Source organism: Bacillus sp. NTK074B (assembly GCF_017303375.1).
GTDB lineage: Bacteria > Bacillota > Bacilli > Bacillales > Bacillaceae_B > Rossellomorea.
Genome location: NZ_JAFKOH010000003.1, coordinates 49510 through 62911, shown reverse-complemented (window position 1 = coordinate 62911; position 13402 = coordinate 49510). Strand labels below are relative to the sequence as shown.

The 13402-nt window shown below is 44.0% G+C and carries 11 protein-coding genes; all 11 read left to right on the top strand.

What is annotated here, in order from left to right; translation table 11 throughout:
* The first annotated feature begins 46 nt into the window (after window positions 1–46).
* Complete coding sequence (icd, locus tag JI667_RS06245; RefSeq protein WP_206851234.1) at window positions 47–1321, top strand: NADP-dependent isocitrate dehydrogenase; 1275 nt, start codon at window positions 47–49, stop codon at window positions 1319–1321.
* A 78-nt stretch (window positions 1322–1399) separates the two neighbouring features.
* A complete protein-coding gene (gene mdh / locus JI667_RS06240; RefSeq protein WP_206851828.1) occupies window positions 1400–2338 on the top strand; it encodes a malate dehydrogenase in 939 nt (312 codons plus the stop codon).
* A gap of 497 nt (window positions 2339–2835) precedes the next feature.
* The gene (locus tag JI667_RS06235; protein WP_206851232.1) at window positions 2836–3312 is read left to right on the top strand and encodes a MaoC family dehydratase; all 477 of its coding nucleotides are present in this window, start codon (window positions 2836–2838) and stop codon (window positions 3310–3312) included.
* Between the two features lie 226 nt (window positions 3313–3538).
* Entirely contained in the window at window positions 3539–4258 is a 720-nt protein-coding gene (locus JI667_RS06230) for a response regulator transcription factor (RefSeq protein ID WP_206851230.1), read from the top strand.
* Complete coding sequence (pnpS, locus tag JI667_RS06225; RefSeq protein ID WP_206851229.1) at window positions 4255–6024, top strand: two-component system histidine kinase PnpS; 1770 nt, start codon at window positions 4255–4257, stop codon at window positions 6022–6024. Before JI667_RS06230 ends, pnpS begins: the two co-directional genes overlap by 4 nt.
* A 297-nt stretch (window positions 6025–6321) precedes the next feature.
* A complete protein-coding gene (hflK, locus tag JI667_RS06220) occupies window positions 6322–7284 on the top strand; it encodes an FtsH protease activity modulator HflK (RefSeq protein ID WP_206851224.1) in 963 nt (320 codons plus the stop codon).
* Complete coding sequence (gene hflC / locus JI667_RS06215) at window positions 7277–8212, top strand: protease modulator HflC (RefSeq protein ID WP_206851221.1); 936 nt, start codon at window positions 7277–7279, stop codon at window positions 8210–8212. The genes hflK and hflC overlap by 8 nt, the downstream gene beginning before the upstream one ends.
* 332 nt (window positions 8213–8544) lie before the next feature.
* Window positions 8545–11175, top strand: a complete 2631-nt coding sequence (gene polA / locus JI667_RS06210; RefSeq protein WP_206851220.1) for a DNA polymerase I — start codon at window positions 8545–8547, stop codon at window positions 11173–11175.
* Window positions 11176–11199: 24 nt separating this feature from the next.
* The gene (gene mutM / locus JI667_RS06205) at window positions 11200–12024 is read left to right on the top strand and encodes a DNA-formamidopyrimidine glycosylase (RefSeq protein WP_206851219.1); all 825 of its coding nucleotides are present in this window, start codon (window positions 11200–11202) and stop codon (window positions 12022–12024) included.
* Window positions 12025–12092: 68 nt separating this feature from the next.
* Window positions 12093–12725 (top strand): sporulation membrane protein YtaF, encoded by a 633-nt coding sequence (gene ytaF, locus JI667_RS06200; protein WP_206851218.1) that lies wholly within the window; start codon window positions 12093–12095, stop codon window positions 12723–12725.
* 26 nt (window positions 12726–12751) lie between these two features.
* Window positions 12752–13357 (top strand): dephospho-CoA kinase, encoded by a 606-nt coding sequence (gene coaE / locus JI667_RS06195; RefSeq protein WP_206851217.1) that lies wholly within the window; start codon window positions 12752–12754, stop codon window positions 13355–13357.
* Window positions 13358–13402 lie beyond the last annotated feature (45 nt).

Sequence of the window (13402 nt, the reverse complement as noted above, 5' to 3'; positions counted from 1 at the left end):
ACTTATGGGTCATCCCCTTTGATAATGAAAAAATGGAGGTTACATAATGACACAAGGTGAAAAAATTACAAACCAGAATGGCCAACTTAATGTGCCTAACAATCCAATCGTCCCATTCATTGAAGGTGACGGAACGGGTCCAGATATTTGGGCAGCAGCCAAGCGCGTCCTGGATGCTTCTGTAGAGAAAGCATACAAAGGTGAACGCAAGATCTCATGGAAAGAAGTATATGCTGGGGAAAAAGCATTCAACAAAACAGGGGAATGGCTTCCAAACGATACGCTTGAAGCAATCCGTGAATACTTCATCGCAATCAAAGGTCCACTTACGACTCCTGTCGGCGGCGGAATCCGTTCATTGAACGTTGCCCTTCGCCAGGAATTGGATCTATTCACATGCCTGCGTCCAGTACGCTACTTCGAAGGTGTTCCTTCACCAGTTAAGCGTCCTGAAGACACTGACATGGTCATCTTCCGTGAAAACACTGAGGATATCTATGCAGGTATCGAGTACGCTAAAGGTTCTGATGAAGTGAAGAAATTAATCAGCTTCCTGCAAGACGAAATGGGCGTCAACAAAATCCGTTTCCCTGAAACATCCGGTATCGGAATCAAGCCTGTTTCTGAAGAAGGAACAAACCGTCTTGTACGTGCTGCGATCAATTACGCAATCACTGAAGGCCGTAAGTCCGTAACGCTTGTTCACAAAGGGAACATCATGAAGTTCACTGAAGGAGCATTCAAAAATTGGGGTTACGAGCTTGCTGAGAAAGAATTCGGCGATAAAGTATTCACTTGGGCTCAATATGACAAGATCAAGGAAGCTGACGGATTGGAAGCGGCTAATAAAGCTCAATCTGATGCTGAAGCAGCAGGTAAGATCATCGTGAAGGATTCAATCGCTGATATCTTCTTACAACAAATCCTTACTCGTCCAGCTGAGTTCGATGTAGTCGCAACCATGAACCTAAACGGAGATTACATCTCTGATGCACTTGCTGCTCAAGTAGGTGGAATCGGTATTGCTCCTGGTGCAAACATCAACTACGAAACAGGACATGCGATCTTTGAGGCAACTCATGGAACGGCTCCTAAATATGCAGGTATGGATAAAGTGAATCCATCTTCTGTCATCCTTTCTGGTGTGTTAATGCTTGAACACCTAGGCTGGACAGAAGCTGCTAACCTGATCTCTAAATCAATGGAAAAAACAATCGCTTCTAAAGTGGTAACCTATGACTTTGCCCGTCTGATGGATGGAGCAACAGAAGTGAAATGCTCTGAGTTCGGTTCTGCTTTAATCGAAAACATGGAAGCATAATAATGGAAGATAAGGATGGGGTGCTTCTGACAGAGGCACTCCTTCCTTTACATAAAGACATGAATAGGAGGAATCATGATGGCCATTAAACGTAGAAAAGTATCTGTTATCGGTGGAGGTTTCACCGGGGCGACCACTGCACTGATGCTCGCTCAGAAAGAACTTGGAGATGTGGTTTTGGTTGATATTCCGCAAAACGAGGATCCAACGAAAGGGAAAGCGTTGGATATGCTGGAAGCGAGCCCTGTCCAAGGATTTGATGCAAACATCATCGGTACATCCAATTACGAGGATACAAAGGATTCGGATATCGTCGTCATCACAGCTGGAATTGCCCGGAAACCGGGTATGAGCCGTGATGACCTGGTTCAGACCAATCAAAAGGTCATGAAATCAGTCACTCAGCAAATCGTGAAGCACTCACCTGACTGCTACATCATTGTATTAACGAACCCAGTGGATGCCATGACCTATACCGTGTTCAAAGAATCCGGCTTTCCAAAAGAGCGTGTGATCGGACAATCGGGCGTATTGGATACGGCCCGTTTCCGGACGTTTGTCGCACAAGAACTAAACCTTTCCGTAAAAGATATCACAGGATTTGTTCTTGGTGGTCACGGTGACGACATGGTTCCTCTTATTCGCTACTCCTATGCAGGAGGCATCCCGCTAGAGACGTTGATCCCGAAAGACCGCCTTGACGCCATCGTAGAGCGCACCCGCAAAGGAGGGGGCGAGATCGTAGGACTTCTCGGTAACGGAAGTGCCTATTATGCTCCAGCCGCCTCACTCGTCCAGATGGTCGAAGCCATCCTTAAAGATCAGCGCCGGGTCATCCCGGCCATCGCCTACTTAGAAGGCGAATACGGATTCGAAGGCATCTACCTCGGTGTCCCGACCATTCTCGGTGGAAACGGTCTCGAAAAAATCATCGAACTCGAACTGACAGAAGAAGAGAAAGCTGCCCTGGCCAACTCCGCTGACGCAGTGAAAAACGTGATGTCTTCATTGGCTTAATAGATTTAATGTTTTCAGAACTGGCTTCCATTTGGGAGGTCAGTTTTTTTTATGATAGCTTGGATATTTAATTGTAAATAAAAGATTTTAAACAAATTAGAAATAGATTTTACAAAGTTTGTTTTGCTAAAAGAATTTAATATTTATTACTACTTTAAAAGTAGTATGCTCAGAAAGTTGATTGGAGCGGAAGGATGCTCGACTCCTGCGGGAAAAGCTGGAAAGGTGAGACACCGCAGGCGCAGCCGAGGAGGCTCACCGCCAGCCCCGCGGAAAGCGAGCATCCTGGAGCGGAAATCAACCAGCACTCTCTCCGTTTTCAACAGCTACCATCCTAATCCCAAACGAGATTTTAAAGAGAAAATGAAATTGTCTTTCCCTGCGTAAAAACTCTTTGTATGGAAACCCTAAAAATGATAAAATACTAATAGACAGACAATAAAAACAATTTTTATTATTTAAAATTGTAATCGTTTACATACTCGGAGGTGCTTCTTATGCTATTGGGGAAAAAGAGAAAACTTGGAAGAAAAATCGAAGAAATGACCGTGGGTGAAAAACTGACCCTGACAGAAAAAATTGAAGACAACGAACTGCTTCTATACCTTGGGCTCACAAATGACGCCAATCCATTATACATCCAGCACGATTATGCTTCACAGACGCCATTTAAAAAGCCGATCGTTCCATCCATCATGCTGACGGGAATCATTACATCCGCTGTTTCGAAATATCTTCCCGGCCCGGGCTCACATATTGTAGAGCAGAATATTGAATTTCCGAAACCGGTCTATCATTACGCCACGGTACAATTCCTGTTTGAAGTGACAGACGTAAATCCAAGTAACCACTTGGTGACGATTCAAGTTTCGGCCACAAATGAAGAGGATGAAAAGGTAATCAACGGCACCATCAAAGTTTGTCCTCCTCACCGCCTGGAAAAAATGAATAGTCATGCATTAGAGAACTTTTAATGTCGAAAGAGCTATGTGATCATAGCTCTTTTTTTATGCATGCAATTGATAAATAACCTTAGTAAAGCGCATCCTATTAAAGAAATAGTATGAGAGAGAAGAAAACTAAAAAGTGTTAAATCTCTTTAAATGATGGTAAGCCTCAAGATTTATATTATAATGAAAGTACAATTACATAAACGTTTGGATGTTGGGGTTAATTTTCTTTTGTATGGAGGCACATTAAATGAGCAAAAAAATCTTGGTAGTGGATGATGAACAATCGATCGCAACACTCTTAAAGTATAATCTTGAACAATCAGGTTATTCGGTTATAACGGTCCATGATGGTGAAGAGGGAAGGGATGCAGCGATTGAACAATCCCCGGACCTGATCATACTGGATTTGATGCTTCCTACTATGGACGGAGTAGAGGTATGCAAGGATCTCAGACAACGAAAGATCAATATTCCTATTTTGATGTTGACGGCCAAGGATGATGAATTTGATAAGGTTCTTGGCTTGGAGCTTGGTGCGGATGATTATATGACAAAGCCGTTCAGTCCCCGTGAAGTGGTGGCAAGGGTGAAAGCGATCCTTAGACGCAGCCAGGCGATGCAGGAAGCCGCTGAACCGGTTGCACCGGAACCGACAGATTATAAGGAAGTCGGGGAACTGAAGGTGTATCCCGAACAATATGAAGCGTACTTTCAAGGTGAGCTGCTGGAATTGACACCAAAGGAATTCGAGCTCCTCTTATACTTAACGGATAATAAAGGGAGAGTGTTGACGAGAGATCAGCTCCTAAGTGCGGTTTGGAACTATGATTTCGCTGGAGATACGAGGATTGTGGACGTTCATATCAGTCACTTACGGGAAAAAATTGAATCAAATACGAAGAAACCGACCTATATTAAGACCATTCGCGGCCTCGGATATAAATTGGAGGAGCCAAAAACTCGATGACCAAATTTAGAACAAAGCTCCTATTTGCTTTAATTACGTTGATCATCGCTGTTTTGATAGGGCTTGGGCTGCTTTTGGGACAAATCTTCAAGAATTTTTATTTAGATACGTTCAACTCTAGGATCGAAAAAGAGGCAAGGTTGCTGGCCAGCTCCATTGAAGAGAACGGAACACCGAAAGAAATCAATCCGGACATGATCCAGGAATTGAGTGACATATTGGATGTTCGGATCACGATCCTCGATAAAGCAGGTAACGTAGTACATGATACAGAGGCGTTGGAATCGTATGTCGGCCCACAGCAAGAGAGAATCGTAAAGGAAATCCATAATAATTGGGATGTTAAGCATAAGCATAAAAAGCTGGTTACGTCTGAAAACGAATTTAGATTTTATTGGTACCCGTTAAAAGATGCTAATGATCAGATGATGGGCCTCCTCGTCATGAGTGCAGAGGTGGATGCCCTCGAGAAAGGGACCCAGCAAATCTGGTTTGTTCTGTCCATTTCCCTTGGCCTTGCATTGGTCCTCATCATCATCCTGGGATCCCGGATTACAGTAAGATACACCAAACCCATTGAGTCTGCCACCAATGTATCCATCGAGCTGGCCAAAGGAAATTACCGGGCGAGGACCTACGAAGATCGATTGGATGAAACGAGTATGTTAAGTACTTCCATCAATATTCTGGCAAGGAACCTTCAAGAGATGGTGAATGCCCAGGATATGCAGCAGAATCGATTGACGACCCTGATTGAAAATATGGGAAGTGCCCTTCTTTTAATTGATCACCGCGGCTTTGTCGTATTGACGAACAAAACGTTCAGGGATTTCTTTAGTCTAAAGGAAAGTCAATTGAAGAAAGTGCGATATCATGAGGTCATTCACTACCAGGAAGTCAATAAGCTTGTGGAAGAAATATTCATGACAGAAGAACGATTACGTAAACAGATACTCCTCCCCCATAAGCTTGATCGAAAGCATTATGAAGTGTACGGAGCCCCTATCATCGGGAACAATGACGAATGGAAAGGGATTGTCGTTGTATTCCATGACATTACCGAACTTAAAAAGCTCGAACAAATGCGTAAAGATTTTGTGGCGAATGTCTCACACGAGCTGAAAACGCCAATCACTTCGATCAAAGGATTCTCTGAAACGTTGTTGGACGGAGCGATGAATGATCCGGAAACCCTGAAATCATTTCTGGACATCATCCTGAAGGAAAGTGACAGGCTGCAATCCCTCATCAAAGATCTGCTGGAATTGTCCAAGATTGAGAAGCAGGGCTTTGAGCTGAATGTCGAGCAAGTGGAAGTAGCAGGGCTGATTGAAGATGTAATGCCGATATTAAAAGAAAAGGCGAAGCCGAAAGAGATATCACTTCAGTCCGATTTCGATTCAAGAGGACTGGCTGAAGTGGATTCATATCGATTAAAGCAGGTTTTCATCAATTTGATCAGCAATGCCATTGTGTATACGCCTAAAGGCGGTGATGTGTGGATAACTCTTGAGGAAGATCAAGGCAAAGTATATGTTAGAGTGAAGGATAATGGCATGGGAATAAGTCCTGAAGAGCTGCCCCGTATCTTTGAACGGTTTTATCGGGTCGATAAAGCGAGAAGCCGTAACTCCGGTGGTACCGGTCTTGGGCTTGCCATCGTCAAGCATATCATTGAAGCACATGAAGGGGATATTAAAGTGGAGAGTGAATTGAATCAAGGAACGACTTTCACCGTCTCACTGAACAAGCAGTTTTCATCCTGATGTGCTATCTGCAGGAATACTTAGTTTGATTTCACCTATTTTACATTGTTTTTACAATCGCTTTAAATAAAATTTACAATCAGGTGGTACGATACTAAGTGAAACCCCTTCATCCAAGGTGTTAAGAAAAGGCGAGAACCAACCCCGTTCTCGTCTTTTCGCTTTTTTTATTTTTGTTAGCGCTATCATTCTCGTCTTTGTCATCTTCTTTTCATATTGTTGAAACCTTTTTGACATATGTCCGTATATCTTAGTAGGTGAAAAATAAGATATAGAGACAGAAAAGGGAGGGTGCATATGAGTTTGAAGCGTGTTTATACTTTGGCAGGAATGGTGCTTGCAGCCATCATTCTAATAGTTGTACTTTTTACTTCCTGGTATACCGTTGATGAATCAGAGCAGGCACTGGTATTGACGTTCGGGGAAGCGGGGGAGCCTGTTGTTGAGCCTGGACTGCATTTCAAGATGCCTTGGCCGATGCAGTCAGTGGAAGTGTTGTCCAAAGAAACCTTCAGTCTTCAATTCGGATATGAAGAAAAGGACGGAAAGATCAAAGACTTTCCGAAAGAAACCAAGATGATTACAGGAGATGAATACATCGTCCTCGCAGATCTAGTAGTTCAATGGAAGATTACGGATCCGGAAAGCTATTTATTCAACTCCGATGATCCAAAGGAAATCCTTTACGATGCGACTTCTTCTTCACTAAGAAGTATTATAGGCAGCTCATTGATCGATGATGCCTTGACGTCAGGGAAAGCGGAAATCGAGGCGGATGTCAGGGATTTGTTGACAGGATTGATTGATGATTACGATATAGGTATTTCCATCCTTGCTGTGAAATTACAGGATGTTGAGCTTCCGAATGCAGAGGTGCGATCTGCCTTCACAGCCGTAACAGATGCAAGGGAAACGATGAATACGAAAATAAATGAAGCAAAGAAATATCGAAATCAGCGTACAAACGAAGCCCAGGGTGAAAAGGATGCGATCATTTCAGGGGCCAAAGGGGATAAAATTGCCCGTGTTGAGCAGGCGCGTGGAGATGTGGCTGTCTTCGATAAACTGTACAATGAGTATAAATCCAATCCTGAAATAACAAGAAAACGTCTCGTCTTGGAGACATTGGAAAATGTTCTGCCGGATGCAGAGATTTATATCATGAAGGATAGTGGAGAAACGCTGAAATACTTCCCTATCCGACAAATGGAGAATCAGAATCCTCCGGTGAAGCAGGAAGGAAGTGATGAGAATGAGTGATCAAAACGTGTTTGACATCAATACAAAGAAGAAAGAGCCCATCGAGTGGAGACGCTATACTAAATTAGGGATCTTTCTTGTGATTCTCATTGCCGCACTGCTTCTCCTGTTCACGAGCCTTTTCATTGTAAAAGAGGGAGAATACAAAGTCGTCCGTCAGTTTGGGGAAGTGGTCAGAATTGATAAAGAACCGGGGTTGAAATATAAGATTCCGTTCATCCAGTCAGTCACGACGCTGCCGAAGCATCAAATGACGTATGACGTAACAGAAGCCGAAATCAATACCAAAGATAAAAAGCGCATGCTCATCGATAATTATGCCGTATGGCGCATTGAAGATCCTTTGAAAATGATCAAAAATGCACGAACGGTCATCAATGCCGAGACGAAGATGGAAGAATTCATCTATTCGGTTGTCCGGTCAGAACTCGGTCGACTTGAGTATGATGAAATCATTAATGATGAGAAGTCTTCACGTGGAAGCTTGAATGATAAAGTGACAGCTAAAGTGAATGAGTTGTTGAAGCGTGACGGATACGGCATTGTCGTTCAGGATGTCCGCATGAAACGAACCGATCTGCCTGAAGCAAATGAAAACTCCGTCTACACACGGATGATTTCAGAACGTGAATCGAAAGCCCAGGAATATCTGTCCATGGGGGACGCCCAGAAACAAAGGGTTACGGCTGAAACCGACCGTGAAGTGAAGGAGCTTCTTGCAAAGGCCGGGGCGGATGCCAATGTGATCCGTGCCGAAGGAGAAGCAGAAGCCGCGCAGGTGTATAACAAATCGTTCTCGAAAGATCCAAGTTTCTATGATCTGTATAAGACCCTTGAAACGTATAAGAAAACAGTGGATGATAAAACGGTTATCATTCTACCATCCGATTCTCCGTACGCGAGGTTGTTGATGGGGTATACGGAATAAGAGTCAGGAACTCTTGGAGAGTGGCCTCGTCCATTCTTCAAGGGTTTTTTTGGTTTTCTAAGCGTGGGTTGGGAATGTTTTCAGGGCGTTCTCATTTTTCGTCACACTCGGCACGAGTTCCATTAGAAGTGGGACAAGTTATGCCGATCTCATAGAATCTCAATATCAGTGTCCGTTAAGATACAATGGACGCTGATATTGAGACCCCCATCTACTACCCCGATCTCCAATCACTCTCTTCCTCGATGAAATAAGTGCCCCGTTTTTCCTTTCATTCCTCAACGTGATAGAATAAACCTATAGAATCAGAAGCCTTTACAGGAGGTACTTACATGTCCAAAAAATTAGTCTTGATTGACGGTAACAGTATTGCTTACCGTGCATTCTTTGCCCTTCCACTATTAAATAACGACAAGGGTGTACATACAAACGCGGTATATGGCTTCACGACCATGCTGCAAAAAATACTGGAAGATGAAAAACCATCGCATATCCTTGTAGCCTTTGATGCTGGTAAAACGACATTCCGCCATAAGACATTCACGGAATATAAAGGAGGCAGACAGAAAACTCCGCCTGAACTTTCTGAGCAATTCCCTTATATCCGTGAACTATTGGATGCATACGGGATCAAACGCTATGAAAAAGAAAACTATGAAGCGGATGATATCATCGGAACTCTTTCCCTTCAGGCGGAATCGGACGGGTTTGAAGTGAAGGTATATTCCGGAGATAAAGATTTAACCCAGTTGAGCTCGAAAAACACCACGGTCTGTATCACACGAAAAGGGATTACGGATATTGAAGTATATACACCTGAGCATATTAAAGAAAAATGGGAAATCACCCCTGACCGCATCATTGATATGAAAGGCTTGATGGGAGATAGTTCCGATAATATCCCTGGAGTACCGGGTGTCGGAGAGAAAACGGCTATCAAGCTCCTGAAGGAATTCGATTCCCTCGAAAAGCTTCTGGAATCTATTGATAAAGTGGGGGGAAAGAAACTGAAAGAGAAGCTTGAAGATAATAAAGAACAGGCGATTATGAGTAAAGAACTGGCTACGATCCTCCGGGAAGCTCCCATCGAGATAACGGTTGAAGAACTGAACTATGATGGATGGAATGAAGGGAAGCTGAAGGAAGTATACCGGGATCTTGGGTTCAACTCCCTCCTGGAGAAAATGGGTGAGTCCACGATTGAAGAGCCGGAGGAGCTGGATGATATCTCCTATGAAGTGGTGGAAACCATTCAAGAAAAACATCTGTCTAACGAGAGTTCTTTATACATTGAAATGCTTGAAGAGAACTATCACCTCGGGGACATCATCGGGTTTAGCCTACACAATGAAAAGGGAACGTTTTTCTTCAGCCTGGAAACGGCTGTGAATTCAGATGCCTTCAAAAAGTGGGCAGAAGACGAGTCTGCCTTGAAATATGTGTACAATTCGAAGGAGACCGTCGTTGCCTTAAAAAGACAGGGAATCGATATAAAGGGAATCGAGTTCGACCTGTTGCTGGCTTCCTATATTATCAATCCTTCTGAATCAAGCGAAGACTTTGCATCCATTGCCAAAGGGCATGGTCAGCCTTCTATTGAATCGGATGAAATGGTTTATGGCAAAGGAGCCAAGCAGAAAGTGCCTTCCACTGAGGTACTGTCTGAGCATCTTGCACGAAAGGCATCGATTTTGCACGAGTTAAAAGATACATGCATGAAAGAACTGGAAGAAAACGAACTTTACGATTTATATATGAAGTTGGAATTACCACTCGCTTTGATTCTTGCTGAAATGGAATTCACCGGTGTGAAAGTCGACCAGGAGCGTTTGGAAACCATGAAGGAAGAGCTTGCTCATCGTCTGGAAGAATTGGAAAAGAACATTCATGAACTGGCTGGGGAAAGCTTCAATATCAATTCTCCGAAGCAGTTGGGTGTGATTCTATTTGAAAAACTGGGTCTTCCGGTTGTAAAGAAAACGAAAACGGGATACTCCACTTCGGCAGACGTTTTGGAAAAGCTGCAATCGAAGCATGAGATCATTGATCATATCCTTCATTACCGCCAATTAGGGAAACTGCAGTCTACTTATCTAGAAGGGTTATTGAAGGTCGTTCATAAAGATTCGGGTAAGATCCATACCCGTTTCAACCAGGCTCTTACCCAGACGGGCCGTTTGAGTTCAACGGATCCGAACCTTCAAAACATCCCGATCCGTCTTGAAGAAGGAAGAAAAATCCGTCAGGCTTTCATTCCTTCAGAAAAAGGATGGGTCATGTTTGCTGCCGACTATTCTCAGATCGAACTAAGGGTACTCGCCCATATTGCAGGTGACGAGAAGTTGGTAGAAGCATTCAGAAATGATATGGATATCCATACGAAGACGGCCATGGACGTCTTTGGAGTGAGTAAGGAAGAGGTCACGTCCAATATGAGAAGGCATGCGAAAGCCGTCAATTTCGGTATCGTATACGGAATAAGTGATTACGGCTTATCACAGAGCCTTGATATTACACGGAAAGAAGCAGGGGAATTCATTAAGAAGTATTTGGAAAGCTTCCCTGGCGTGAAAGAATATATGGATGATATCGTCCAGGATGCGAAACAGAAAGGGTATGTGACGACTCTGATGAATCGCCGCCGTTACCTTCCTGAAATCACGAGCCGTAATTTCAATTTACGAAGCTTTGCAGAACGTACTGCGATGAATACACCGATCCAGGGAAGTGCAGCAGATATCATCAAGAAAGCCATGATCGATATGGCGGCACGATTGAAGGAAGAAAATCTTCAAACCAAAATGTTATTACAGGTGCATGATGAATTGATTTTTGAAGCTCCTGAAGACGAAATTGAAATGTTGAAGAAAATTGTACCTGAAGTGATGGAGAATGCCATGGAGCTTGAAGTTCCGCTGAAGGTGGATTATTCGTATGGTCAAACTTGGTACGACGCGAAGTAGTACGATTCAGAAGGAGGTGCCCCGTTGCCTGAATTGCCTGAAGTAGAAACGGTCAGAAAGACATTGGAGCTTCTTGTGCTGGGAAAGAAAATCAAAGATGTCAGTGTCTTTTGGCCGAAAATGATTAAAAATCCAATCGAAACGGATGAATTCATTGATAGTCTGAGAGGTCAGGAAATCCTTGAAATGAGAAGAAGAGGGAAGTTTCTCATCTTTTACTTAGATGATGTTGCCCTCGTTTCCCATTTAAGGATGGAGGGAAAGTATAACCTCTCGGATCAAGAGGACCCAATCGAAAAACATACCCATGTCATCTTTCACTTTACGGATGGGACGGAGCTCAGATACCGGGATGTCCGGAAGTTTGGGACGATGCATCTGTTCAAGAAAGGGGAGGAGCTGCTTCACCTTCCCCTTCTTCAACTGGGTCCGGAGCCTTTTCTTTCTGAATTCACTGTGGACTACCTGGCTGGAAAACTTGGCAGGACGGACAGAATCGTGAAGGCGACTTTACTGGATCAGACGATTCTTGTAGGTCTTGGGAATATTTACGTGGATGAAGCCTTATTCCGTGCCGGCATTCACCCTGACAGGAAGTCCAAGTCCCTGTCACAAGAAGAGATGGTACAGCTTCACAGGGAAATCATTCACACCTTGACTGAAGCGGTGGAAATGGGAGGCAGTACGATTCGGTCTTACGTGAACTCACAGGGCCAGATGGGGATGTTTCAACAGAATCTCTATGTTTACAGCAGGAAAGATGAGCCGTGCCGGAATTGCGGTACGCCCATCGAGAAGAAAGTATCGGCCGGGAGAGGGACGCATTATTGTCCCCGATGTCAGCGGTAGAAAGAAGGATTAACATTTGATAAGCCCTTACCATATAGTATTGTAATGATTTTTGGGAGGGCTATTAGATGAGTGAAACAATCTCCTTATTACTGCTGGCGTTTGCTGTGAGTCTCGATAGTTTTAGCACCGGTTTAACTTATGGATTGCGAAAAGTGAAAATCCCTACAAAATCAATCAGCATCATTTCGATCTGTTCAGCGAGCTCATTATTGCTGGCCATGCTACTCGGTCAAACCATCGGGTCCATCATCACCCCGGTCTGGGCAGGGAGGATCGGCGGACTGATCCTTGTCGTGATCGGTGCAGCGGTTCTGTATCAGTTCTTCAGACCGGAAAAGGAAACGATCGTATCACATGAAAAAACTTTGATCAATTTTGAAATTAAATCCATAGGTGTAGTCATTCAAATATTAAGAAGGCCGCTTACGGCGGACTTTGATAAATCCGGTACGATTACGGGCATCGAGGCATTCATGTTGGGGATTGCCCTGTCGCTGGATGCCTTCGGTGCCGGGATCGGTGCCGCGTTATTACATTTCTCGCCAGTCATGCTCGCCCTTGCGATCTTTGTGATGAGCTTTACATTTTTATTTTCCGGATTGAAGATGGGGGAATTTTTCTCTCACCTTCGCTGGATTCACCGGGTCTCGTTCCTTCCGGGCGTTCTGCTCATCCTCATCGGGATCCTGCGGTTTTAATGACTGGTACCTGAAAGGATTCGATTATGGCAGCTATTATAGGATTGACAGGTGGAATTGCGAGCGGTAAAAGCACCGTTTCCACCATGTTGAATGAAAAAGGATATACAATCATCGATGCAGATCTGGCTGCCCGCATGGTCGTAGAGGTCGGCCAGCCGGCCTATCTTGCCATTGTGGAGGAATTTGGTGACAGCATCCTTCACGAAAATGATTCAACCATCAACCGTGAAAAACTCGGTCAAATCATCTTCAACTCCGAAGTAAAAAGGAAAAAACTGAATAGCATCGTCCATCCTGCGGTGAGAGGCATGATGTTGCAGCACAAGGACGAAGCCATAGCGGCTGGCAAACATACAATATTCCTGGATATACCCCTACTATTCGAGAGCGACCTGACGTGGATGGTAGAGCGGACCCTTCTGGTATACGTGAACGAGGAAACACAGCTATCACGCTTAATGGAACGGAATCATTTTAATCGTGAAGATGCAGAAGCACGAATCGCTTCCCAGTTCCCCCTCAAAGACAAAATCAACCTGGCCGACGCAGTCATCGACAACAACGGCTCTCTGCAAGAAACAAAAGAACAACTTGAAGCCCTATTAGCAGAATGGGACCTACAACCATAGCATGTCAAACGACCGACAAGAAGCCTCTTGTCGGTTTTTTATTTT